21 protein-coding genes are annotated in these 23,032 nt (G+C 68.8%); 7 read left to right on the top strand and 14 right to left on the bottom strand.

Annotated features, from left to right (window positions below; all coding sequences use genetic code 11):
• The first annotated feature begins 53 nt into the window (after window positions 1-53).
• Complete coding sequence (locus O5M90_RS25585) at window positions 54-977, top strand: diguanylate cyclase domain-containing protein (RefSeq protein ID WP_269841049.1); 924 nt, start codon at window positions 54-56, stop codon at window positions 975-977.
• Here O5M90_RS25585 and O5M90_RS25580 read toward each other — a convergent pair whose 3' ends face one another.
• Complete coding sequence (locus tag O5M90_RS25580; RefSeq protein ID WP_269841050.1) at window positions 978-2,462, bottom strand: NAD-dependent succinate-semialdehyde dehydrogenase; 1,485 nt, start codon at window positions 2,460-2,462, stop codon at window positions 978-980.
• 148 nt (window positions 2,463-2,610) lie between these two features.
• On the opposite strand from O5M90_RS25580, the gene alaS reads away from it, so the two are divergent.
• On the top strand, window positions 2,611-5,241 hold the full coding sequence (alaS, locus tag O5M90_RS25575) for an alanine--tRNA ligase (protein WP_269841051.1): 2,631 nt from the start codon (window positions 2,611-2,613) through the stop codon (window positions 5,239-5,241).
• 73 nt (window positions 5,242-5,314) lie between these two features.
• Window positions 5,315-6,016, top strand: a complete 702-nt coding sequence (locus O5M90_RS25570; protein ID WP_171018281.1) for a UPF0149 family protein — start codon at window positions 5,315-5,317, stop codon at window positions 6,014-6,016.
• 15 nt (window positions 6,017-6,031) lie between these two features.
• On the opposite strand, the gene O5M90_RS25565 is transcribed toward O5M90_RS25570, so the two are convergent.
• Complete coding sequence (locus tag O5M90_RS25565) at window positions 6,032-6,514, bottom strand: SET domain-containing protein (protein WP_269841052.1); 483 nt, start codon at window positions 6,512-6,514, stop codon at window positions 6,032-6,034.
• 266 nt (window positions 6,515-6,780) lie between these two features.
• On the opposite strand from O5M90_RS25565, the gene O5M90_RS25560 reads away from it, so the two are divergent.
• Window positions 6,781-7,302: a GNAT family N-acetyltransferase gene (locus O5M90_RS25560; RefSeq protein ID WP_137943332.1), complete on the top strand. Its 522-nt coding sequence runs from the start codon at window positions 6,781-6,783 to the stop codon at window positions 7,300-7,302.
• On the opposite strand, the gene O5M90_RS25555 is transcribed toward O5M90_RS25560, so the two are convergent.
• The 4 genes from O5M90_RS25555 to O5M90_RS25540 all read right to left on the bottom strand — a co-directional run bounded on the left by O5M90_RS25555 (window position 7,303) and on the right by O5M90_RS25540 (window position 12,800).
• Complete coding sequence (locus O5M90_RS25555) at window positions 7,303-9,834, bottom strand: chemotaxis protein CheW (RefSeq protein WP_269841053.1); 2,532 nt, start codon at window positions 9,832-9,834, stop codon at window positions 7,303-7,305. It abuts the gene before it with no gap.
• Window positions 9,835-10,057: 223 nt separating this feature from the next.
• On the bottom strand, window positions 10,058-10,327 hold the full coding sequence (locus tag O5M90_RS25550; RefSeq protein ID WP_269841054.1) for a hypothetical protein: 270 nt from the start codon (window positions 10,325-10,327) through the stop codon (window positions 10,058-10,060).
• Window positions 10,328-10,455: 128 nt separating this feature from the next.
• Window positions 10,456-11,451, bottom strand: a complete 996-nt coding sequence (locus O5M90_RS25545) for a cytochrome d ubiquinol oxidase subunit II (protein WP_269841055.1) — start codon at window positions 11,449-11,451, stop codon at window positions 10,456-10,458.
• On the bottom strand, window positions 11,448-12,800 hold the full coding sequence (locus O5M90_RS25540; protein ID WP_269841056.1) for a cytochrome ubiquinol oxidase subunit I: 1,353 nt from the start codon (window positions 12,798-12,800) through the stop codon (window positions 11,448-11,450). The genes O5M90_RS25545 and O5M90_RS25540 overlap by 4 nt, the downstream gene beginning before the upstream one ends.
• Before the next feature lie 172 nt (window positions 12,801-12,972).
• On the opposite strand from O5M90_RS25540, the gene O5M90_RS25535 reads away from it, so the two are divergent.
• Both O5M90_RS25535 and O5M90_RS25530 read left to right on the top strand, forming a co-directional pair.
• Window positions 12,973-13,437: a carboxymuconolactone decarboxylase family protein gene (locus tag O5M90_RS25535; protein ID WP_269841057.1), complete on the top strand. Its 465-nt coding sequence runs from the start codon at window positions 12,973-12,975 to the stop codon at window positions 13,435-13,437.
• The gene (locus tag O5M90_RS25530; RefSeq protein ID WP_269841058.1) at window positions 13,434-14,021 is read left to right on the top strand and encodes a GNAT family N-acetyltransferase; all 588 of its coding nucleotides are present in this window, start codon (window positions 13,434-13,436) and stop codon (window positions 14,019-14,021) included. The genes O5M90_RS25535 and O5M90_RS25530 overlap by 4 nt, the downstream gene beginning before the upstream one ends.
• A gap of 4 nt (window positions 14,022-14,025) precedes the next feature.
• Here the strand turns inward: O5M90_RS25530 and O5M90_RS25525 are convergent, their stop codons facing one another.
• The 8 genes from O5M90_RS25525 to O5M90_RS25490 all read right to left on the bottom strand — a co-directional run bounded on the left by O5M90_RS25525 (window position 14,026) and on the right by O5M90_RS25490 (window position 20,801).
• Complete coding sequence (locus O5M90_RS25525) at window positions 14,026-14,976, bottom strand: 2-hydroxyacid dehydrogenase (protein WP_269841059.1); 951 nt, start codon at window positions 14,974-14,976, stop codon at window positions 14,026-14,028.
• Window positions 14,973-15,917 carry a sugar kinase gene (locus O5M90_RS25520; RefSeq protein ID WP_269841060.1) on the bottom strand — a complete coding sequence of 315 codons (945 nt, stop codon included), beginning with the start codon at window positions 15,915-15,917 and terminating at the stop codon, window positions 14,973-14,975. The genes O5M90_RS25525 and O5M90_RS25520 overlap by 4 nt, the downstream gene beginning before the upstream one ends.
• On the bottom strand, window positions 15,914-16,666 hold the full coding sequence (locus O5M90_RS25515; RefSeq protein WP_269841061.1) for a sugar phosphate isomerase/epimerase family protein: 753 nt from the start codon (window positions 16,664-16,666) through the stop codon (window positions 15,914-15,916). Before O5M90_RS25515 ends, O5M90_RS25520 begins: the two co-directional genes overlap by 4 nt.
• Complete coding sequence (locus tag O5M90_RS25510; protein WP_269841062.1) at window positions 16,666-17,415, bottom strand: amino acid ABC transporter ATP-binding protein; 750 nt, start codon at window positions 17,413-17,415, stop codon at window positions 16,666-16,668. Before O5M90_RS25510 ends, O5M90_RS25515 begins: the two co-directional genes overlap by 1 nt.
• A 17-nt stretch (window positions 17,416-17,432) precedes the next feature.
• Window positions 17,433-18,227, bottom strand: a complete 795-nt coding sequence (locus O5M90_RS25505; protein WP_137943343.1) for a transporter substrate-binding domain-containing protein — start codon at window positions 18,225-18,227, stop codon at window positions 17,433-17,435.
• Between the two features lie 35 nt (window positions 18,228-18,262).
• The gene (locus tag O5M90_RS25500; protein WP_269841063.1) at window positions 18,263-18,916 is read right to left on the bottom strand and encodes an amino acid ABC transporter permease; all 654 of its coding nucleotides are present in this window, start codon (window positions 18,914-18,916) and stop codon (window positions 18,263-18,265) included.
• Window positions 18,917-18,938: 22 nt separating this feature from the next.
• Window positions 18,939-19,610, bottom strand: coding sequence for an amino acid ABC transporter permease (locus O5M90_RS25495; protein ID WP_137943345.1), 672 nt, complete (start codon window positions 19,608-19,610; stop codon window positions 18,939-18,941).
• Window positions 19,611-19,736: 126 nt separating this feature from the next.
• Window positions 19,737-20,801: a LacI family DNA-binding transcriptional regulator gene (locus O5M90_RS25490; RefSeq protein ID WP_269841064.1), complete on the bottom strand. Its 1,065-nt coding sequence runs from the start codon at window positions 20,799-20,801 to the stop codon at window positions 19,737-19,739.
• A gap of 144 nt (window positions 20,802-20,945) precedes the next feature.
• On the opposite strand from O5M90_RS25490, the gene O5M90_RS25485 reads away from it, so the two are divergent.
• Complete coding sequence (locus tag O5M90_RS25485) at window positions 20,946-22,991, top strand: hypothetical protein (RefSeq protein ID WP_269841065.1); 2,046 nt, start codon at window positions 20,946-20,948, stop codon at window positions 22,989-22,991.
• The last annotated feature ends 41 nt before the right edge of the window (window positions 22,992-23,032 follow it).

Genomic DNA, 23,032 nt, shown 5'->3' with positions numbered 1-23,032 from the left:
GCCATCGCGTCTAATGGTCGGCGGGAATTCATAAAGAGCAGCGGAGCCAGGTCTTGAGCCAGAGCACAGCCTTCAAGGTTTTATGGGTCGACGAATACAGTCCGGCCATTCTGGCGGCCGAGTTGGGAGCGACCGAGTGGGGGCGCTTCAAGCTGCAGCGCTGCGCCAGCCTGGAGGAAGCGGCCCTGCTGCTGGGCGAGCATCCGCACGACGCGCTGCTGGCGGCCCTGCCCAGCGAGCGGGCGGCCGGCCTGACGGCCTGGGCGGCGCTGTCGCATGCGGTGCAGGAGACGGCGGTGCTGGTGCTGAGCCCCGCCTGCCCGGCGCCGGTCGCGCTGGAGCTGCTGCAGCGCGGCGTGCAGGATGTCGTGCTGCAGACCCAATGGGGGCAGCATGGGCTGGCGCGCAGCCTGCGCTGGGCCATCGAGCGCCACCGCCTGGACCGCAGCGCGCGCAAGGCCTATGCCACCGATCTGGACACCGGCCTGCCGACCCGCGCCCAGCTGCTGGACCATATCCACCATCTGCTGGCGCTGCGCCAGCGCGAACCCTCGCCGATGGCCCTGCTGGTGCTGCGCATCTCCGGCCTGAGCAAGGTACGCGAGCGCCTGGGCCGCGAGAGCGTCAATGTGCTGCGCCGGCGCCTGGCGGTGCGGCTGCGCGCCGGTGTGCGGGCCAGCGATGTGGTGGTCAGCCTGGGCAGCGACAGCTATGGCGTGCTGCTGGCCTCGACCGAGCAGCCCGAGGATGCCGAACGCGTCGCGCTGAAGCTGGCGGCGGCGCTGCAAAAGCCGCTGCATCTGGCCGGGCAGTCGCTGAGCGTCGGCGCACGCGTGGGGCTGAGCCTCTACCCGGGCGGCGCCCAGGACGCGGAGACGCTCTTGCGCCAAGCCACCAACGCCGCCGCCCATGCCGGCGCGCCGGCACCGCCGCGCGTGCACAAGAAGGCGGCCAATGACGAACCGCCGAGTCCCTGATCACTTCAGGATGTCGCCCAGGCAGAGGTACTTCATCTCGACATAGTCCTCGATGCCGTGGCGCGAGCCCTCGCGGCCCAGGCCGCTTTGCTTGACGCCGCCGAACGGCACCTCGGCCACCGAGATCAGGCCGGTGTTGACACCCACCATGCCGTACTCCAAGGCCTCGCCGACCCGGAAGATGCGGCCGATATCGCGGCTGTAGAAATAGCTGGCCAGGCCGAACTCGGTGTTGTTGGCCAAGGCCACGACCTCGGCCTCGGTCTTGAACTTGAAGACCGGCGCCACCGGGCCGAAGGTCTCCTCGCGCGAGCACAGCATCTGCGCGCTGGCATCGGCCAGCAGGGTCGGCTCGAAGAAGCGCTCGCCCAGATCGGGCCGCTTCCTGCCGCCGGCCACCAGGCGAGCGCCCAGCGCCAGCGCATCAGCCACATGGGTCTCGACCTTGGCCACAGCCAGGTCGTCGATCAGCGGGCCCTGGCTGACGCCGGGCTCGAAGCCGTTGCCCACCTTGATACCGGCTACCTTGGCGGCCAGCTTCTCGACGAACTGTTCGTAGACCGACTCCTGCACATAGAGCCGGTTCGCGCAGACGCAGGTCTGGCCGGCGTTGCGGTACTTGCTGGCCATCGCGCCTTCGACGGCGCTGTCGATATCGGCATCGTCGAAGACGATAAAGGGCGCGTTGCCGCCCAGCTCCAGCGACAGCTTCTTGATCGTCGGCGCGCATTGCCGCATCAGGATGCGGCCGACCTCGGTCGAGCCGGTGAAGGAGAGGTGGCGTATCACATCGCTTTCGCACAGCAGCTTGCCGATCGCGATCGAGCCCTCGCCATCGGCCGTCAGCACGTTCAGCACGCCCGAGGGCATGCCGGCGCGCTGGGCCAGTTCGGCCACGGCCAGCGCCGACAGCGGGGTCTGCTCGGCCGGCTTGATGATGACGGTGCAGCCGGCGGCCAGGGCCGGCGCAACCTTGCGGGTGATCATCGCGATCGGGAAATTCCAGGGCGTGATCGCGGCGCAGACGCCCATCGATTGCTTCAGCACCAGGTAGCGCTTGTTGTTGTCGGTGGTCGGGATGGTCTCGCCATAGACGCGCTTGCCCTCCTCGGCGAACCAGTCGATGAAGCTGGCGCCGTACACCACCTCGCCCTTGGCCTCGGCCAGCGGCTTGCCCTGCTCGGCCGTCATGATGCGGGCCAGGTCGTCGGCATGCTTGACCAGCAGTTGCTGCCAGCGCATCAGGATGGCGGCGCGTTCCTTGGCGGTCTTGCCGCGCCAGACCACCCAGGCATTGTTGGCGGCGGCGATGGCGGCCTCGGTCTCGGCCTGGCCCAGATTGGCGACATCGGCCAGATGGGCACCGGTGGCCGGGTCATGGACGGCGAAGGTGCTCTTGCCGGACACCCATTCGCCATTGATCAGGGCCTGGGTCTTCAGCAGGCTGGCATCGTCCAGCGCGCTCAGCGGTGACACGTGGTCCATCTTGAATCTCTCCATCGACGCGGTGATGGCGCAACTCTAACCGCTGGCGCGGCGCCGCCGGGCGAGGCCCGCCCTATAATCGAAATCCCCGAAAAATCAAGCATTTACCGCCGGACTCATGCCGGTGGTGCGCTAGGAAAGCCCCGGAATGAAAGCAGCTGAGATTCGCCAAACCTTTCTGAAGTTCTTTGAGTCCAAAGGGCATCAGATCGTCTCCTCCAGCCCGGTCGTGCCCGGCGATGACCCGACGCTGCTGTTCACCAATGCCGGCATGAACCAGTTCAAAGACGTGTTCCTGGGCTTCGACAAGCGGGCTTACAGCCGCGCGACCACCAGCCAGAAGTGCATCCGTGCCGGCGGCAAGCACAACGACCTGGACAACGTCGGCTACACCGCGCGCCACCACACCTTCTTCGAGATGCTGGGCAACTTCTCGTTCGGCGACTACTTTAAGCACGATGCGATTCAGTACGCCTGGGAGCTGCTGACGACCAAGTTCATGCTGCCGGCCGAGAAGCTGTGGGTCACGGTCTATGCCGAGGACGACGAGGCCTACGAGATCTGGAACAAGGTGGTGGGTGTGCCCGCCGAGCGCATTGTGCGCATCGGCGACAACAAGGGCGGCCGCTATATGTCCGACAACTTCTGGATGATGGGCGATACCGGCCCCTGCGGCCCCTGCACCGAGATCTTCTACGACCACGGCCCCGAGATCGCCGGCGGCCCCCCGGGCAGCCCGGATGAGGACGGCGACCGCTATATCGAGATCTGGAACAACGTCTTCATGCAGTTTAACCGCACCGAAGACGGTGTGATGCACAAGCTGCCCAAGCCCTCGGTCGACACCGGCATGGGCCTGGAGCGCCTGGCGGCCGTGCTGCAGCATGTGCACTCGAACTACGAGATCGACACCTTTGTCGGCCTGCTGGCCGCCGCCAAGGCCGCCGTCGACGGTGCCGGCGCCGGTGATTGCGACAAGGACAGCGCCTCGCTGAAGGTCATCGCCGATCACATCCGCGCCTGCTCCTTCACCATCGTCGACGGCGTGATCCCCGGCAACGAGGGTCGTGGCTATGTGCTGCGCCGCATCGCCCGCCGCGCGATCCGCCATGGCTACAAGCTGGGTGCGCGCACCCCCTTCTTCCACAGAATCGTCGCCGAGCTGGTGAACCAGATGGGCGATGCCTACCCCGAGCTGCGCCAGGCCCAGGCCCGCGTGACCGAGGTGCTGAAGCAGGAAGAGGAGCGCTTCTTCCAGACCATCGCCAACGGCATGGAAATCCTCGAGGCCGCGCTGGCCAAGGGTGAAACCGTGTTCGATGGCGAGACCGCCTTCAAGCTGCACGACACCTATGGCTTCCCGGTCGACCTGACCGCCGATGTCTGCCGCGAGCGCGGCGTCACGGTGGATCAGGCCGGTTTCGACGCCGCGATGACGCGCCAGCGCGAGCAGGCCCGTGCGGCCGGCAAGTTCAAGATGGCCGCCGGCCTCGAGTACAAGGGCGCGCCGACGGCCTTCCATGGCTATGAGCACCTGGTCTGTGAAACCTCCAAGGTCACGGCCGTCTATGTGGACGGCATTGCGGTCGAGGAAGCCAAGGCCGGCGACGATGCCGTGATCGTGCTGGACCACACGCCCTTCTACGCCGAGAGCGGCGGCCAGGCGGGCGATGCCGGCGAGCTGCGCAACAACAGCAGCCGCTTTGCCGTCGAGGACACGATCAAGATCCAGGCCGATGTGTTCGGCCACCATGGCCGCGTGCTGGAAGGCGCGATCAAGGTCGGCGACCAGTTCGTCGCCAAGGTCAACGCCGAGGCTCGTGCCAAGACCGTGCGCAACCACAGCGCCACCCACCTGATGCACAAGGCCTTGCGCGAGGTGCTGGGCGCCCATGTGCAGCAGAAGGGCTCGCTGGTCAACGCCGAGCGCACCCGTTTCGACTTCGCGCACAACGCGCCGATGACGGCCGAGCAGATCGCCAAGGTCGAGGCCATCGTCAACGCCGAGATCCTGGCCAACGCCGGGGCTAAGGCCGAGGTCATGGCGCTGGACGATGCGCAGAAGAGCGGCGCGATGATGTTGTTCGGCGAGAAGTACGGCGAGACGGTGCGCGTGCTGAGCATCGGCAGCTCCAAGGAGCTGTGCGGCGGCACCCATGTCAGGGCCACCGGTGATATCGGCCTGTTCAAGATCGTCGCCGAGGGCGGCGTGGCCGCCGGCGTGCGCCGCGTCGAAGCCGTCACCGGCGACAACGCGCTGGCCTATCTGCAGTCGCTGGAAGCCACGGTGCAGGCCGTCGCCGGCAGCCTGAAGACGGCGCCCGCCGAGCTGGAGCAACGCATCCATGCGGTGCTGGACCAGGTCCGGTCGCTGGAGAAGGAACTGGCCGCCGCCAAGAGCAAGCTGGCCTCGGCCCAGGGCGACGAGCTGCTGGCCCAGGCGGTGGACGTCAAGGGCCTGAAGGTGCTGGCCGCCCTGCTGCCCGGCGCCGACGCGAAAACCCTGCGCGAAACCATGGACAAGCTCAAGGACAAGCTGAAGACCGCCGCCATCGTGCTGGCCGCCGTCGACGGCGACAAGGTCCAGCTGGCCGCCGGCGTGACGGCCGACAGCACGGCCAGGATCAAGGCCGGCGACCTGGTCAACTTCGTCGCGCTGCAGGTCGGCGGCAAGGGTGGCGGCAAGCCCGATCTGGCGATGGCCGGCGGCACCGATGCGAAAGCCCTGCCTGCGGCCCTGGCGGGCGTGCAGGCCTGGGTCGGCGAACGCCTGCTCTGATCCCGGCTACGATATTCCACACACGGGGGCCCCGCGGGGCCCCTGTTCTTTTCTGCTTTTTGAGGAGGCGCTTGTGAGCGACACCCTGGACCATGACAACGCCGAGCGCCTGGCCGCCCTGCTGAATATTCTTGCCGCGCAATCGAGCGAGGACGAAGAGGCGGTGCCGATCGACACCTTGGACGGCTATATGACGGCGCTGATCTGCGGCCCCGTCGTCGCCTCGCCGCTGCAGGCCATGGACGCCTTGTTCGGCGAGAACTGGCCCGAGCCGCTGCAGGCGCAGGACCAGCTGGAGGCCTTCACCGACGCGCTGCACGAGCGCTGGAACGAGATCGCCGAGAACCTGGCGCCCGAGCCGCTGGCCGAGCAGCCCGACGCGATGCAGCTGAGCCCGCTGATCACCGAGTTCGACGAGGCCACCAAGGCCGAGCTGCTGTCGCAAGGCGTGCTGCGCGCCGAGCAGCTGGCCGAGCTGCCGCCCACCGGTGTCATGTGGGTCGAGGGCTTTATGCAGGCGGTGGAAGACAACCAGCAGCACTGGTATGTGCACGACACCGACAGCGAGGCCGGCCAGATGCTGGACGCGATGCTGATGTCGGTGGCCGCCGTCGCGATGCCGGCCGGCGAGCAGCGCGAGGCCTATATCGTCGAGGCCTATGACGAGGGCGAAGAGGTGGACCAGGACGTGCTGATCGACGATGCGCTGTTCTCGGTGCAGGACCTGCGCCTGTTCTGGCTGCAGCACCCGGCACCGGAAGCACCGCTGCACTGAGCAGCACCGCTCGGCTCAGAGCCTGCCGCTGCAGTTCGGCGCGCCGCAGCGGCAGCGCAGCCGCCCCTCGTGGTGGCTGTCGCCGTAGTGGCAGGTGATCTCCTCGCCGGGCTCGATATCGCGCAGCGCATAGAACTCGACCCGGCCCTGGCGGATGCGCAGCACCGCGTTGGGCGCGCAGCAATGGTTGATATTGCGCATCGGCTCGGGAGAGTCGGTCGCGTCCACCGCGCGGGTTTCCGACACCTCGACGATGTGGATGCGCTCGCGCCCCTTGGCGCGGCGGCGCGCCTCGCGCACCGAGATCGACTCGCCGCGCATCTCGCCGATCTTGCGCCGCGCCGGGATCGCCTCCTCGGCGAACACCCCCAGGCCGTCGATCGCGCTGGGCCCGGCCCGCAGCGCATAGCGCAGCGCCGGCTGCGGCTGGCCGCGCGGGCGTGGCGCTACTGCTTCGATGACGGGGCTGGGCGGGACGATGGCGGACAGGCGAGGCATCGCCGTATTGTCGCCGCGATGCGACGCGCGCCCAGTTGACCTTGTCGCGCCAGGCCCCGCATACTGGGCCCATGTCGCGCCCTTGCCGCCCTCAACACCTGACCCTAGCCATCTGCTCCCAGCAGATGCATCGCTTCGTCTTTGACGATACGCGCCGGGGCCGGTACAGCGGCAGGCCCCCACGCTAACACCCCACCGAATCCCCCCCGAGCCCGCTGAGACCCAGCGGGCTTTTTTTCGCCCTGCCATCCCACAAGGAGGAAACCATGGACATCACGATACGACGCAGCCAGACCGCCGACGCCGCCGCCATGGCCCAGCTGATGAGTCACCCCGAGGTGCTGCCGGGCCTGCTGCAACTGCCCCACGCCTCGACCGAGCAATGGGAGCAGCGGTTGAAGAACAATCTGACGCCCGGTGGCACCGACCTGCCCCTGGTGGCCGTGACCGGCGGCGAGGTCGTCGGCAGCGCCGGCCTGCACGCGGCCGGTCCGGCGCTGCGCCGCCGCCATGTGATGCATCTGGGCCTGGCGGTCGCCCCGCAGGCCCAGGGGCGCGGCGTCGGCAAGGCCTTGATGGCCGCGCTGATCGACTATGCCGACAACTGGGGCCAGGTCTTGCGCATCGAGCTGGGCGTCTTTGTCGACAACGAGCGCGCGCTGAAGCTCTACCAGCGCTTCGGCTTCGAGATCGAGGGCCGCCAGCGCGCCTACGCACTGCGTGCCGGCCGCTATGTCGACAGCTATGCGATGGCGCGACTGCACCCGAACCCGCCGGGCTGGGGCTGATCAACCCTCGATCAGGTCCAGGCCACCCGCCAGCCCGCCCGCCAGCTCACCACCGGCGAGCTGGCGCCACAGGTCCTCGACATCGAGCAGGGTCAGCATCGGGCCGCCGGCCGCGCCGCGCAGCAGGCGCTCGCGGCCACCGCGCGTCGGGCTGGGTCGCGCGGCCTCGGCGGCGATGCTGAAGACCTGGCCCAGCTCCTGCACGCACAGCGCCAGGCGCTGCCCGCCCTCGCGCTGGCAGACCAGCACCGGCGCCTCGCTCGCCGCGCTGGGCCGGCCATAGAGCAGGCGCCCCAGATCCAGCACCGGCAGCATCTGTTCCTGATGGCTCAGCATGCCGAGCAGGGCCGCCGGCGCATTCGGCATGCCGGTGAGACGGGGACGCTCCAGCGCCTCCAAGGTCTGCCGGGCCGGCAGGCCCAGCCACTGGCCGTCGACCAGGAAGCTGGCCACATCCAGCATCGGAGCGCCGAGCTCGGCCCGGAATGCCTCGGGCTCGAACGCGGGCGGCAGCCCGGGGGCCGGCGCCAGGCGCTGGCCCAGCGGCATCAGCATCACCGCCGCCACATCCTGCTCGCCGGGCGCGGCGCCGCGCCGGTACTCGCGGTAGCCGCCCGACATCGCGATACCCACCGCATACACCAGGCCGTCAATCTCCAACTCGCAGCGGCGGGTCTCGCCGGCGGCTAGCGCCAGATCGGCGCTGGCCAGCGGCCCGCCGCCGCCGACCGGCCAGCGCGGGTCGGTCGAGGACACGACACGGCCATCGCGGCTCAGCAGCAGGGCGCTGGCGCCGGGCGGCCGCGCATCGCGCAGCATCGCAGCGAACTGCGGCTCGCCATCGAACACCACCGCGATGCCGCCGAGCACCCGGCTGCCATCGTCGGGCGCCGGCAGCGCGGCGGCATAGACATAGGTGGGCCGCTCGCCATGCTGGCCGTAGAGCCCGCAGGCCGCGTGCGGCGAGACCGCGTAGCGCTCGCGATCGCGCAGCGCCAAGGTGGCGGCCACCCAGGGCGCGTCCAGCAGCCGCCCCTGCTGATGGGCCTGGGCGGGGTCGGACACCGTGAGCACCCGGCCCTCGGCGTCAAACACCAGCAGCAGTGCATAGACCGTGTAGAGGCTGTTGATATGGCGCAGGCGCTCGCCGGCCTGGGCTACCGTGATCTCGCCGCTCGGCAGCCGCTGCAGCTCGGCGTCCAGCGCCCACCAGCGGCAGTCGTTGGCGCGCTCGTAGAGATTGCGGTCCATGATGTCGATGGCCAGCCGGGCATGGAAGACCGCGCTGTCGAATACCGCCGCCAGCGCCGAATGCTGCAGATTGGCGATGGCCTGCTCGAACACCAGGCGCAGGCGCTGGCCGGTGCGCTCGACCTCGCCCAGCAAGGTGATTGCAAAGCCGGCCGCCTCGCTGTGCGCACGGCTGCGCAGGCTGCCGTTCCACAGCGCGCGCGACAGATCGCGCTGGATGCGCGAGGCCTCCAGCGGAATGCCGTGCAGCTCGGCATCGAACAGATCGCGGGTGTCCAGCCCGGCCGTCAGCGCGTCGCCGGAGCTCGGCTGCGCCGCCTGATCCATATCGAAAGCCTGCTCGACCGGCAGCAGCGCCACGGCCGACCAGCCCGGCCCGGCATAGCCCTCGTAGGCATTGGCCGGCGCCGCGACGGCCAGATAGTCGCGCCCGGCGAACACCAGGCGCTGCCGCGACACGGCCGGCAGCCGGGCGCCGGGCGGGATCTGCCAGGCATCCGAACTCTGCAAGACCTGACCCTGGGCGTCGACCAGGGCCAGCACCGTGCGCTCGCCGGCCGGCAGCAGTTGGGCGAACACGCCGCGCATCTCGTCGGCCAGGCGGAAAGACAGGCACAACACCCCGCAGGCCTCGCCCTCCTCACCCCGGACCGCGCTGGCGAAGATCAGACCCGTGCGCCCGTCCAGCAGATCGGTGGCGCCATGGCGCTGCACATAGGGCACGCCGGGCCGCAGGGCCTGCGCAATCAGCGGGTCGGCGCTGTGCGTGGCCGCGACGCTGCGGTCCAGCCGCGCCAGCACCAGGCCCTGGGGCGAAAGCAGGACGATATCGTCGTAGACCGAGTACTTGGCCACATAGGCCCGGAAGCGCGCCTCCAGCGCGGCCCGAGCCTCGACCGCCTTGTCGTCACCGCCGGCGGCCAGCGCGCGCAAGGGCGCATCGGCGGCCAAAAAGCCGACGTCGGCCGTGCGCTCGAACAGATTGCGCACCAGGATGTCGATCGCCACCTGGGCCTGCCCCTGCAGGCGCTGGCGCGCGTTGTCCAGCAGACGCCGCGCCAGGCTGTCCAGCAGCCGGGCGGTCAGCGACTCGAAAGCCGTCCGGGTGTGGGCAATATCGGCGGCCGCCCCGCTCATCTGGCCCAGCAGGGCCAGGCTGTCCCAGGCGGCTTGCAGGCGCAGCAGGTTCTCACGGTACTCGTCGACCTGGGGCATATGGCGCACCCAGGGCGCCACATCGGCATGAAAGGGCACGCCCTTGCGCCACTGCTTGCTGCTCATCTCTGGTCCTCGATCGCTGGCGGGCTTGTTGCCGCCCTGGAAGACCAGGGGCCCGCAAAGCCGCGCAGTGTGAGCGCAAACGCGGCGGCGCGGGAGGGGGTAAATCAGTGCCGCTGCGGGGCCTGCGCGACTGGCGCACAGCGATTGACGGTGGCGCCAGCAGACGGTGCGCCGGCGCCCGGCCGTGGGGATGAAAGCGGGCTCAACACACCACCCTGGTGCATCACAAGGCCTTGGGCAAGCCGCGCGGCTGGGCCGCCACTTGCAGGCCGTCGGTGCTGCGCCGACCCTCGATCAGCACGGGTGGCAGTTGCTGAATGCGGGCCCGCTCGGCGGCGGTGGGCTCGGGGCCCAGGCGCTTGCCGGTGACGACCAGCCGCGCCAGTTTGACCAGCTCGCTGGCCTGCACCGGCGCAGCCGGCGCCAGCAGGGCCACCAGGACCAGAGGCGCCAGCAGGGCATGGTAGTTGGTGGACGCCACATTCTTGTTCATTGTCTCCCCTTCACCGCCAGATTCGCGATGGAGGGAGTATCGAAAGTCAGGCCCCCCGCCACCAGCGCCAGGCGACGAATTGCGATCTGCTCGGCATGACTTGCGGCAGCGGCGGATGAGCTCAGCCCTCATCCATAACGCAGATCGCCGGCCTTGCCCCAGAACACCCGGTAGGCGAACACCGTGTAGGCCAGGATCACCGGCACGGTGATCGCGCAGCCAAGCAAGATGAATTGCAGCGACTTCGGCGCGGCGGCCGCCTGCCAGATCGTCATCCTGTCCATCATCACGAAGGGATAGAGGCTGTAGGCCAGGCCGAAAAAGCCCAGCAGCATCACCAGCACCATCAGCGCGAACGGCAGCCAGCACAGCTTGCCCAGCACCCGGTGCGAGTTCAGCAGCGCCCGCAAGGCCAGCAGGGCCAGGACGCTGATCAGCGGGATCGGCAGCAGCGCGATCAGCTCGGGCATGGCAAACCAGCGCGCGCGCACTGTCGGGCTGATCCAGGGCGTGGCCAGCGAGATCAGCGCCAGGCCCAGCACCACGGCCGGCCAGGCGCGCTTGGCGCTGCGCAGCGCGCGGGCCTGCAACTCGCCCTCGGTCTTCATCAGCAGCCAGCCGGCACCCAGCAGCGCATAGGCGGCCGACAGCGCCAGCGCGATCACGGCGGCAAACAGCGTGTAAGCAGGCCCCTCGGCAAAGCCGCTGATATAGCGGCCCAGCATCCAGCCCTGGGCCAGCGAGGCCAAGAGCGAGCCCGCGATGAAGGCGCGGTTCCACAGCGGCTTCCACTGCGCCTGCACCTTGACGCGGAAGTCGAAGGCCACACCGCGCAGCATCAGGCCCAAGAGCATCACGGCCACCGGCAGGTAAAGCGCCTGCAGAATCGGGCCATGGGCCTTGGGGAAGGCGATCAGCAGGATGCCCACGCCCAGCACCAGCCAGGTCTCGTTGGCATCCCAGAACGGGCCTATCGAGGCCACCATGCGGTCCTTGTGCGCATCCGGGGCGCCGGCCATCAAGAGGCCCACGCCCAGGTCATAGCCGTCCAGCACCACATAGATCAGCAGGGCCAGGCCCATCAGGCCCATGAAGACCAGGGGCATCCAGATATCGGCGTTCATGCGGCAGTCCTCAGATGGATGGCGCCCTTCCCGGGCAGGGTGGCGTCGACCGGCTTCTCGGCCATGGTCTTGATCACCGCCACATAGGCCACCAGCAATGCCAGGTACAGGCTCAGATAGCCGGCCAGCGTGACGGCAATCAAAGGCGCCGGCGTCGCCGAGACGACCTCGGCGGTGCGCAGCAGGCCGTAGACGATGAAGGGCTGGCGGCCGATCTCGGTCACATACCAGCCGGCCACCGTCGCGATCCAGCCGGAAAAACTCATCAGCACCAGCAGGCGCAGCAGCGGCCGCGGCAGGCGCTCGGCCTGCCAGCCGCGGCGCTTGTAGAGCCACAGTCCCAGCCAGCTGGCCGCCAGCATCAGCAGGCCCAGACCCACCATGATGCGAAAGCCGAAGAACAGCGGCGCCACCGGCGGATGTGCGCCCTTGAACTCGTCCAGGCCGCGGATCTCGCCGTCGGCGCGGTGGGTCAGCACCAGGCTGGCGCCGTTCGGGATGCCAATCGCAAAGTCGTTGCTGCGGGTCTTCTCGTTGGGCCAGGCGAACAGCAGCAGCGGCGCGCCCCGCTCGGTCTGCCAGACGCCCTCCATCGCGGCGATCTTGGCCGGTTGGTGCTTCAAGGTGTTCAGGCCATGCAGATCGCCGACCAGGATCTGCAGCGGGATCAGCAGGGCCGCGAGGCTCAGTCCGACCCGCAGCACCCGCGCGGTATGGGGCTGGACCTTGCCCTTCAGCAGCTGCCAGGCGCTGACGCCGGCCAGGATGAAGGCAACCGTCAGGCCCGAGGCCAGCAGCTTGTGCGCCAGGCGATAGGGGAATGAGGGATTGAAGATCACCTCCATCCAGCTCAGCGCATGGAACTCGCCATTGATGATCTCGAAGCCCTGCGGCGTCTGCATCCAGGAGTTCAGGCTCAGGATCCAGAAGGCGCTGAGCGTGGTGCCGAAGGCCACCATCAAGGTGGCGCCCAGGTGCACGCGCTCGCTGACCCGGCCATGGCCGAACAGCATCACGCCCAGGAAACCGGCTTCGAGGAAGAAGGCCGTCAGCACCTCGTAGCCCAGCAGCGGCCCGGCGATATTGCCGGCCCGCTCCATGAAGCCGGGCCAGTTGGTGCCGAACTGGAAGCTCATCGTGATGCCGGACACCACACCCAGCGCAAAGGTCAGCGCGAACACCTTGGTCCAGAAACGGTAGGCCGTCAGCCAGGCGAGCGCACCGCTCTTGAGCCAGCGCCAGCGGAAGAACAGGAGCACCCAGCCCAGCGCGATGCTGATGGTCGGGAACAGGATGTGGAAGGTGATATTGGCCGCGAACTGCATGCGGGCCAGCATGAAAGCATCCATGGAAGTCCTTGCGGCCGCGCAAGCCCACGGGATTGCGGGCTTGCGCTGGCTCAACAGAGGACCATTCTTCGGGTTATGCCGGCCGCGCGCGATTGGACAAATTGCCTTTGGACAAATTGCCCCAGCCCCGCCGCCGATAATCCCGCCATCCTTGTTGAACCGCCCTCACCCCATGACCGCAGCCCGTATCGACCGTCCCGAATTCGCCGCCCTGACGCCCGGCGTCAGCGAAGCCCTGATCGCGCTGGGCAAGGCCGTCAACGCCTCGGGCCTGCCCAAGGACCTGCAGGAGCTGATCAAGATCCGCGCGTCGCAGCTCAATGGCTGCGCCTTCTGCCTGCAGTTCCATCTGAACGTGGCCCGCGATCTGCAAGTGCCGGCGGCCAAGCTGGACCTGCTGGCCACCTGGCGCGAGGCACCGGTCTATAGCGAGCGCGAGCGCCTCGCGCTGGCCTGGACCGAAGCGCTGACCCTGGCGCCCCAGGGTGGCGCCGACGACGCGCTGTACGAGCGCGCACTGGCCGAGTTCGGCGCCGCCACCTTGAGCTTTCTGACCGCCGCCGTGGCCGGCATCAATGCCTGGAACCGCATCGCGATGGCACTGCGCTTCGCGCCGCCGCTACGCCCCGCCGCATGAGTAAAGGCATGGCCGCCTTCGCGCTACACACCGAGCGCCTGCTGCTGCGCGCGCCCTCGGTGGCGCTGACCGCCGCCGTCTGCGACTACCAGCAGCGCAACACCGCCCATTTCGCACGCTGGGACCCGCCCTACCCGGCCGACTTCTTCGCACCCGAGACGGTGGCCGAACGCCTCGCCCAGGGCGAGCAGGCCTTCGCTGCCGGCAGCGCCTATCGCTACTGGTTCAGCCTGCGCGAGGACCCGGCCCGGCTCGTTGGCCAGGTCCATCTGTCCCAGGTCGCCCGAGGCGCTTTTCAGAACGCCATCCTCGGCTACAGCCTCGACGAGCAGGCCCAGGGCCAGGGCCTGATGCAGGAAGCGCTGCGCGCCGTGATCGCCGAGATGTTCGGCGCCCAGGTCCGCCTGCACCGCATCCAGGCCGCCGTGCGTCCCGAGAACCAGCGCAGCCGCGCCGTGCTGCAAGCCCTGGGCTTTGCCCAGGAGGGCCTCAGCCGGCGCTATCTCTTCATAGACGGCCAGTGGCGCGACCATGAGGTGTATGCGCTGCTGAATCCGGCGTGGGCGCAAGACCTGGCACCCTGAGGTCTCACAGGGAGTAGACCGCCGGCGGCGTGCGCCCGGCCAGCGCTGCCAGCAGATTGTCCGTGGCCAGCACCGCCATGCGGTGCCGGGTCTCGTGCGTGGCCGAGCCGATATGGGGCAGCGCCGTGAGCTTGGGGTGGCTGCGCAGCGGCGAGTCCAGCGGCAGCGGCTCGGTGGCGAACACATCCAGGCCTGCAGCGCGCAGATGGCCGCTGTCCAGCGCCGCCAGCAGCGCGTCCTCCTGCACGATGGCTCCGCGCGCGCCATTGACGAAGATCGCACCTGGCCTCATCAGCGCGAACTCGCGCGCGCCGATCAGGCCGCGGGTGTCCTCGGACAGCGGCAGGGTCAGCGCGATGATGTCGGAGCCGGCCAGCACCTCGTCGAGACTGCCGTGTTGAGCCTTGCCCTCAAGACCTGGCACTTCGACCGCCCGGCGGCTGTAGTAGCGCACCGGCATGCCAAAGCCCAGCGCCGCGCGGCGCGCCACGGCCTGGCCGATGCGGCCGAAGCCCAGGACGCCCAAGGTCTTGCCGTGCACGTCCCAGCCGAACAGATCCTCACCGATGTTCTTGTCCCAGTGGCCTTCGCGCACATGCTGGGCCAATTCCACCAGACGGCGGCTCGCGGCCATGATCAGCGCGAAGATCGTATCGGCCGTGGTCTCGGTCAGCACGCCGGGCGTGTGGCAGAGCAGGATGCCGCGCGCCTTCAAGGCCGCCAGATCGTAGTTGTCGACGCCTACCGAGATGCTGGACACCACCTTGAGCCGGGGCGCCTGCGCGATATCGATCTTGAAGCTGGAGCCGATCAGTCCCTCGACCTCGGCCAGCGCCGCGTCATAGGCGGCGCGCTGATCCGGCTTGCGCGGGTCGGCGACGGTGACCTCATGGACCGCCTGCAAGCGCGCCAGCTGGTCGACCGGCAACTCCCGGAAAACGAGGACTCGGCTCACAGGCCCGCCGCTTCGAGTTCGGCCTGGGTCGGCAAGCCCTCGGTATCACCCAGCACCTGCACCGCACGCGCGCCGATCCAGCAGCCGCGCTTGACCGCCTCGGGCACGCTGCGACCGGCCAGCAAGGCGCTGATGACGCCGGCCGCGAAGCCGTCGCCGGCGCCGACCGTGTCGACCACGGTTGCGACCGGGAAGCCGGCCACATGGCCGCTGCCTGCGGTGTCGCTGTCGTAGTAGGCGCCATCCGCGCCCAGCTTGACGATCACCAGCTTGGCGCCGAGGCCGCGGTAGAAGCGCGCGATCGCCACGGGGTCGTCCGAGCCCATCAGTATCTTGCCCTCCTCGATGCCGGGCAGCACCCAGTCGGCCTTGGCGGCCAAGGCATTGATGCCGGCGACCATCGCCTCGCGGCTGGACCACAGCGTGGGCCGCAGATTCGGATCGAAGGAGATTGTGCGGCCGGCCGCGCGCATCAGGGCCAGCGTGCGTTCGGCGGCGGCATAGGTGTTGGCGTTCAGCGCCGGGAACACGCCGGTGGCATGCAGATGGCGGGCCGAGGTGAGCCAGGCGGCGTCGATATCGCCGGGGCCTATCAGGCTGGCGGCCGAGCCCTTGCGGTGGTACTCAATCGGTGGATCGCTGCCGTCGCTGACCCGGCCCTTGATCAGGAAGCCGGTACGCTGGGTCGGGTCGCAAACTACATGGGAGCAATCGATGCCCTCGGCCTGCATCGCACCCAGCAGATAGCGCGCCATCGAGTCGGCGCCCAGGCGGCTGGCCCAGCCGACCCGCAGACCCAGCCGGGCCAGGCCGATCGCAACATTGGTCTCGGCACCGGCGGTGCGCTTGGAGAAGGTCTCGGCCAGTTCCAGCGGCCCCGGCCGGTCGGCGACCAGCATCATCATGGCCTCGCCGAAGGTGATCACATCCAGACTGCTCATGCTTGTTGCTCTCTTGCGTCTTGCAGCAAGCCCAGCTCGCTGCGGGTGGTGGCCTGCAGGTCTGCGCCCTGCAGCGGATATTCGATCGCCCAGGGCAGCGCGCGCGGCAAGGCCCGCAACACGGCGCGCCAGGGCGCGGCCGAGTCGGCCATCGGCACGGCGATCCAGCGCGAGCGCTCGCGCTGCACCCCCTTGCAATGCACATAGCGCACGCGGGCGCCGAGCGCGGCGGCGGCCTGCTGCGGGCATTCGCCCAGCCAGTGCCAGTTGCCCATGTCGAAGACCATGCCCAGATCCAGTCCCGCCGCGTCAGCGGCGGCGAAGAAGCGCTGCAGCGCGACGACCGTGCCGGCCGACGGCGTCTGGTCGTTCTCGATCACCAGTTCGATCTCGCCGTGTGCCAGGTGCTCGCGCAGGGCCGGCAGTTCGTCGGCGCCAGCGAAGCCCCCGATGGCCATCTTCAGCCGGGAGGCGCCGAGTTGATGTGCCGTGGCCAGGCCCTGCTCCAGCGCCGCCAGATCGAGCCGACCCTCATCGGTCCACAGCCCGGTCGGGCTGGAGAATACCTTGACCATGCCGGTCGCGGCCAGCGCCGGCAGCTCGGCCTCGCTGGCCAGCAGCTCGCCACGCACCTCGACGCCATCGGCACCGGCCGCCTGGGCCAGCCGCGTGTAGTGCAGCTGGCCGTGCCGGAGCACCTCGCTGGCGCCGAAGGACGACAGCGAGATCAGTATCGGTGCTGCAGTCATCAGTGCGCCGAGCTCAGGATCTGGCCGAGGAACTGCCGGGTCTTCTCATGCCTGGGCGCGGCGAAGAACTCGGCGGGCGGGGCCTGCTCGATGATCTTGCCATCGGCCATGAAGATCACCCGGTCCGCCACGCTGCGCGCAAAGCCCATCTCGTGGGTGACGCACAGCATGGTCATGCCGTCTTCGGCCAAGCTGATCATCGTGTCCAGCACCTCCTTGACCATCTCGGGATCGAGCGCCGAGGTGGGCTCGTCGAACAGCATGATCTTGGGCGTCATGCACAGCGCCCGCGCGATCGCGACGCGCTGCTGCTGGCCGCCGGACAGCTGGCTCGGGTACTTCAGCGCCTGCTCGGGGATGCGCACGCGCTTCAGGTACTTCATCGCGATCTCCTCGGCCTCGGCCTGCGAGAGGCCGCGCGAGCGCATCGGTGCCAGCGTGCAGTTCTGCAGCACCGTCATGTGCGGGAACAGATTGAACTGCTGGAACACCATGCCCACTTCCTGGCGCACCGCCTCGACCTGCTTGCCGCCCGCCGTGAGCTCGATCCCGTCCACCGTGATGCGGCCCTGCTGCACCGCCTCCAGCCGGTTGATGCAGCGGATCAGCGTGGATTTGCCCGAGCCCGAAGGCCCGCAGACGACGATGCGCTCACCCGGCGCCACGCTCAGATCAATGTCGGTCAAGACCTGGAACTGGCCGTACCACTTGTTGACGCCTTCGATGCGGATGATGGGCTCGATGCTCATGAGGTGCTGCTCGCTGCTCAGTTGGCCGTCATCGCCGGGAAATCCGTACCCAGCCACTTCTTGTAGAGCGTGTTCAGCTCGCCGGCGCGGTGCTTGTCGATGAAGGCGTCGACGGTCTTCAGCAACTCCTCCTGGCCCGGCCGCATCGCGACGGCCATCTGCTGCTGACGCAGCACGAACTTGTTCTCGAACGCGGCACCGGCACGCTGGGCGATCTGGGCGGCCACCGTGGTGGAGCAGCCGATCGCGTCGACCTGGCCCGACATCAGCGCCTGCATCGCCGAGGCGTCGTCGTCGAAGCGACGGATCTCGGTGCCGGCCGGCGCGGCGGCGGTCAGCGAGATGTCCTGGGTGCTGGCGCGGGCCACGCCGATGCGAAAGTTCTTCAGATCGGCGGCCGACTTGATCGCGGCCTTGGTACTGCCGTAGACCACGATGGTGGCAGCCGCATAGGGCTTGGAGAACTGCACCTGCTTGGCGCGCTCCGGCGTCACCGCCAGCGAGGCCACCAGCAGATCGACCTTGTTGGTCAGCAGGAAGGGAATGCGGTTCGGGCCGGTGACCGGCACGATATTGACCTTGACCCCGAGCTCCTTGGCCAGCAGCTTGGCGACATCGGCGTCATAGCCGTCGGGCTGATTGGCGCTGTTGAGCGTGCCGTAGGGCGGAAAGTCCACCAGCATGCCCACGGTCAGCTCGCCCTTCTTCTTCACATCGGCGACGCTCTGGGCCGAGGCCGACAGCGAGGCGCCCAGGCTCAGCACCGCAACAGCGGCCAGCAGGAGGCGGCGGGTTTGGATAGCTTTGTTCATCGGTCTTGTCTCCAGGGGTGGGTCGAAAGAATCAATCAGCGCGCCAGCGCTCGGGCCTGGCGGCGCTCCATGCGGGCCGCCAGCAGCGACAGCGGCCAGCACAGCGCGAAGTAGACGGCGGCCACGACGCTGAACACCAGCAGCGGCTGGAAGGTCGCGTTATTGATGATCTGGCCGGCGCGTGTGAGCTCGGTGAAGCCGATGATGGCGGCCAGCGAGGTGCCCTTGATGATCTGCACCATATAGCCGACGGTGGGCGGCAACGCGATCTTGAAGGCCTGTGGCAGCACCACATCGCGCATGCGCGACACATAGCTGAGGCTCAAGGCCTCGGCCGCCTCCCACTGACCGCGCGGGATCGCCTGGATGCAGCCACGCCAGATCTCGCCGAGAAAGGCGCTGCTGTTCAGTATCAGCGCGGCACCGGCCGCGACCCAGGGGTTGATGTCCAGGCCTATCACCGGCGCGCCGAAGAAGATCAGGAACAGCTGCAGCAGCAGCGGCGTGCCCTGGAAGATCTGGATGAAGAGGCCGGCGGCGCGCTGCGCCCAGCGGCTCTCGGCCGTGCGGCCCAGCGCCACCAGCAGGCCGCCGACCGCGCCGCCGGCAAAGGCGATCAGCGACAGCGCGATGGTCCACTTCGCGGCTTCAAGAATGAATAGGAACTCGGCAAATCCGAAGGTGCGCATGATGGGTGTCCGCCTTCGTCGCTCAGCGGCGGTCGGGGTAGTTGAGCGTGCGGCGGTAGATCAGCCGGAACAGCAGCGAGAAGCTCATCGCCAGCGCCAGATAGATCAGCGCGACGACGATATAGATCTCGAAGCTGCGGAAGGTCTGTGACTGCAGGTTCGCGGCCACCGAGGTCAGGTCATCGGCCGAGATCACCGAGACCACGCTGGAGCTGAGCATCAAGAGGATGAACTGGCTGGTCAGCGCCGGATAGATGGCCTTCAGCGCCGGCTTCAGGATCACGAAACGGAAGATCTCGTGGCGCTTCAGATTCAGCGCCAGGCCGGCCTCGATCTGGCCCTTCGGGATCGCCTCGATGCCGGCGCGGATGATCTCGGTCGCATAGGCGCCGAGGTTGACGACCATGGCCGTCAGTGCCGCCGTGTGGGCGCTCCAGCGCAGGCCCAGGGCCGGCAGTGCGAAGAAGAAGAAAAACAGCTGGACCAGGAAGGGGGTGTTGCGGATCAGCTCGATATAGCTGTTGATCGCGAAGCGCAGCGGCGCCGGGCCGGCCGTCTTGCCCCAGGCACAGGCGATCGCGACAAGCAGACCCAGCACCATCGCCAGAAAGGACAACTCGATGGTCGTCCAGGTGCCCTGCAAGAGCAGCGGCCAGGCGGCGAACACCGCACCGAACTGAAACTCGTAGTTCACGCTTGCTTGTCTCGCTTGTCGTTCTTGTCGGGGTGGCATGCCCGCTCGGCACCACCGTGAACGCAGTTTATGAAACCGGTTTCAGGCTGAATACACGGGTTTACCCGTAAATTTCAAACACTTCGCTCAAGACCTTTGGGAGGAGCCGCGCACCACGAGCTGGCCGGGCAACAGGATCTGCCGGGGTGGCAGTGCCTGGCCTTCGAGCCGCTCCAGCAGGCAGCGCGCGGCGATATGGCCGAGGTCGTCGGTGGGCTGGGCGATCGCGCTCAGGCCCGGGCCCACATGGGGCGCCCAGGCGGTGTCATCGAAGCCGATGAAACCGATATCGCTGCCAAAGCGCCAGCCCAGCCGGGCCAGCGCCGCCGACACCCGCAGGGTCACGACCGCATTGCTGGACAGCAGGGCCACAGGCTTCTTGCCGGCACGCTTGCGCAGCGCACGCAAGGCCTGGTCGAGGTCCTCGCCCTGCGCCTCCCGGCTCTCGAAGGCGCTGCCAACCAGCCCCTCGCTGCCCAGGCCGGCATGGGCGGCGATGAAGTTGTTGAAGGCCTGCAGCCGCTCCAGCCGCGAGCTGACGCCGGCACTGGGCTCGGAGACAAAGAGCAGCTCGCGCCAGCCCTGCTCCAGCAGATGCTGGGCCGCCAGCTGCACCGCGCCGGCATTGTCCAGCGAGACAAAGTCCGACTGCATGCCGGCATGACGCCGGTCCACCAGCACCACCGGCTTGTGCAGACGCGCCGCGGCGGCCAGGGCCTGCGGGTCGCTGCCCAGCGTGTTCAGGATGAAGCCCTCGACCTGGTAGGAGGACAGCGCCTCGATGGCCTCACGCTCGCGCGAGCCGTCATTGCCGAGATTGAACAGCATCACCAGATAGCCGGCCTGCTGGCAGGCGCGCTCGGCGCCGCGCAGCACCGCCACCGAGAAGGGGTTGGTGACATCGGCGACCACCAGGCCGATCAGGCGCGAGCGCCCGCGCTTGAGCGCCTGCGCCATCGGGCTGGGGCTGTAGCCCAGCTGGGCGATGGCGGCCTCGACCTTGGCGGCGATGTCGCGGGTCAGCAGCTCGGCCTGGTTCAGAAAGCGCGAGACCGTGGCCTTGGAAACGCCGGCGGCGGCCGCCACATCGGCAATCGTGGCGCGGCTGCTGGGCGGCTGGGCGGCGGCCGGCTTGGCGGGACGGGACGGCATGGGCGATAGCAGGTGAGTAAGAGATGTTGAGAACAGCAGCTGAAACCAGTTTCAGGCTGTTGAACGAATAGTAGCCGCTGCGTGCGGCGCTTGGCTGCGGTGCTATGTCTATAGTCAACCCATCGACCAACCGGAGGCCGGCCCATGTTTGATCGTTCTTCTGCGCCGCCGGGCGTCTACCCGCCACAGTTCGGGCCGGCCCAGACCTATAGCCTGGGCCCGGGCGCCGAGCTGCACGGCCGCAGCCCGGCGATGCGCCGCCGCATCAAGGTCTTTTTCGGCGTGTTCCTGCTGGCCCTGCTGATCGGCCAGTGCGCCAACTGGCTGCGCGCGCCGGTCTACCGCGCCCAGGCGCTGCTGCAGATCACGCCGGCCGGCGCGCCCGCCGCCACCGCTGTACCGGCCGACAACGCCAGGCAGGCGATGTTGCGCGAGGGCGAGTTGCTCGCCAGCCGCCCGCTGCTGGAGAAAGCACTGACCCGCTTGCTGCCGCAGGGCTTCTTCACGCAGACCACGCCCGAGGCGGCGCTGAGCGCGATGCGCGAGATGCTGACGATCACCGAGCAGCCCGGCTCGCAACTGCTGCAGGTCCAGGCCCAGGCTGGCGATGCGGTGCTGGCGGCGCGCCTGGTCAACACCTTGGTCGAGGTCTATCGCGAGGAGCAGGGCCAGATCGGCCAGGCGGTGTCGGCCGCCCAGCTGAGCGATGCACGCGAGGCGCTGCGTGTGATCAGCGAGCGGGTCGAAGAAAAACGGCGGGCGCTGGAGGCCTACCGGCAGCGCAGCCAGATCAGCTCGGGCGCGCGCGACGAGAGCCCGACGCTGTCGCGGCTCAAGGGACTGAACCAGTCACTGAGCAGCGCCACCGAGCGCGAGGCCAGCGCGGCCGGCCGCTTGCGGGCGATCGAGCGCGCCCTTGCCGAGGGCCAGCGTCTGCCGCTGGGTCGCAACGGCGCCGCCATAGCGGCCATCGAGCAGCGCCTGTCGCAGCAGCAGGAGAATCTGCGCGCGCTGGAGCGCCAGTTCACGCCGCAGTTCCTGGCGATGGACCCGGGCGCCCGGGCGCTGAAGACCCGCATCGCCGATCTGCAACAGCAGCTCGAGACCGAGAGCGCGCGGGCGCAGCAGACCGCGCTGGCCGAGGCGCGCGAAGAGCAGTCCAGCAGCGCTGCGATGGTCGAACGCCTGCGCCAGCAACTGGCCAGCGACCAGCGTCAGGTGCAGACCCTGAACGTCCAGCTCGAGACCGCGCAGTCGATGACGGCCGAGCTGAACGGCCTGCAGCGCATGCAGCAGGAGGCGCAGCAGCAATTGCTCGCTCTGCAGGCCAGCCAGACGGCCCGCCAACCCCGCCTGCTGGTGCTGGAGCCCGCCGCCTTGCCCATCAAGCCCTGGCTGCCGCACTACGGCCGCGACGCCGGCATCGCGTTGGGCGCGGCCCTGCTGCTGAGCTTTCTGGCGGTCTGGTTCGTCGAGTTCTTCAACCGCGCGCCACCGATGCCGGCGGCCTCGCCGACCGTGGTGCTGAATCAACCCTGGATGGGCCTGTCCGCCGCCGAGCATCCACCGACGCTGAGCGCGGCGGCCCAGCCGCTGGCGCTGGAGGCCGGCAGCACACCCCTGCCTCGCGAACTCGCGCCGCACGAGGTCGCCGGCCTGCTGGAGAATGCCTCGACCGAGCAGCGCGCCCTGCTCAGCGCGCTGCTGACCGGCCTCAGCAGCGCCGAGACGGCCGCGCTGCAGCGGGTCCATATTGATCTCGATGCCGACCTGCTGCATGTGCCCGGCGAGCAGGGCCGCAGCCTGCCGCTGCCGACCCAGCTGCGGCAGTTCGCGCAAGAGCGCCGCGCGGCCGCCGACGCGCCGAGCGCGGCCGGCCACGAGGCCTTGTTCATGACACCCGAGGGCTGGCCGCTGGGTGCTGCCGCCATCGAGGCTGCAGCCATCGCCGCCGCCCATGACGCACAGCTGGCGCGACCGCAGACCGTCACGGCAGACTGCCTGCGCCACAGCTATATCGCCTTCATCGTGCGCCAGGGCCTGCGCTTCGCAGAGCTGCCACAGGTGGTCGGGCGACTCAGCCCCGAGCTCCTGAATGCGCTGTCCGAGTTGCTGCCCGACGGGCGGCGCGTCCCGCTGGAGGCCATCGAGCGGTTGATGCCGCAGGTGCGCCCGCGCCAGCTGGCCTGATCCGCCCGCGGCCACCAATAACCCCAGGCTTTGCACTGCTT

The organism is Paucibacter sp. M5-1, from assembly GCF_027498415.2.
Lineage (GTDB): Bacteria > Pseudomonadota > Gammaproteobacteria > Burkholderiales > Burkholderiaceae_C > Roseateles_E.
Note: the sequence above shows the minus strand (reverse complement) of the source record. Positions and strands in the feature narration are given on the sequence as shown.

Coding starts and splice junctions, on each gene's coding strand:
- O5M90_RS25580 (WP_269841050.1), bottom strand. CDS start 2,462: ATGGACCACGTGTCACCGCTGAGCGCGCTGGACGATGCCAGCCTGCTG.
- alaS (WP_269841051.1), top strand. CDS start 2,611: ATGAAAGCAGCTGAGATTCGCCAAACCTTTCTGAAGTTCTTTGAGTCC.
- O5M90_RS25565 (WP_269841052.1), bottom strand. CDS start 6,514: ATGCCTCGCCTGTCCGCCATCGTCCCGCCCAGCCCCGTCATCGAAGCA.
- O5M90_RS25560 (WP_137943332.1), top strand. CDS start 6,781: ATGGACATCACGATACGACGCAGCCAGACCGCCGACGCCGCCGCCATG.
- O5M90_RS25555 (WP_269841053.1), bottom strand. CDS start 9,834: ATGAGCAGCAAGCAGTGGCGCAAGGGCGTGCCCTTTCATGCCGATGTG.
- O5M90_RS25550 (WP_269841054.1), bottom strand. CDS start 10,327: ATGAACAAGAATGTGGCGTCCACCAACTACCATGCCCTGCTGGCGCCT.
- O5M90_RS25545 (WP_269841055.1), bottom strand. CDS start 11,451: ATGAACGCCGATATCTGGATGCCCCTGGTCTTCATGGGCCTGATGGGC.
- O5M90_RS25540 (WP_269841056.1), bottom strand. CDS start 12,800: ATGGATGCTTTCATGCTGGCCCGCATGCAGTTCGCGGCCAATATCACC.
- O5M90_RS25535 (WP_269841057.1), top strand. CDS start 12,973: ATGACCGCAGCCCGTATCGACCGTCCCGAATTCGCCGCCCTGACGCCC.
- O5M90_RS25530 (WP_269841058.1), top strand. CDS start 13,434: ATGAGTAAAGGCATGGCCGCCTTCGCGCTACACACCGAGCGCCTGCTG.
- O5M90_RS25520 (WP_269841060.1), bottom strand. CDS start 15,917: ATGAGCAGTCTGGATGTGATCACCTTCGGCGAGGCCATGATGATGCTG.
- O5M90_RS25515 (WP_269841061.1), bottom strand. CDS start 16,666: ATGACTGCAGCACCGATACTGATCTCGCTGTCGTCCTTCGGCGCCAGC.
- O5M90_RS25510 (WP_269841062.1), bottom strand. CDS start 17,415: ATGAGCATCGAGCCCATCATCCGCATCGAAGGCGTCAACAAGTGGTAC.
- O5M90_RS25505 (WP_137943343.1), bottom strand. CDS start 18,227: ATGAACAAAGCTATCCAAACCCGCCGCCTCCTGCTGGCCGCTGTTGCG.
- O5M90_RS25500 (WP_269841063.1), bottom strand. CDS start 18,916: ATGCGCACCTTCGGATTTGCCGAGTTCCTATTCATTCTTGAAGCCGCG.
- O5M90_RS25490 (WP_269841064.1), bottom strand. CDS start 20,801: ATGCCGTCCCGTCCCGCCAAGCCGGCCGCCGCCCAGCCGCCCAGCAGC.
- O5M90_RS25485 (WP_269841065.1), top strand. CDS start 20,946: ATGTTTGATCGTTCTTCTGCGCCGCCGGGCGTCTACCCGCCACAGTTC.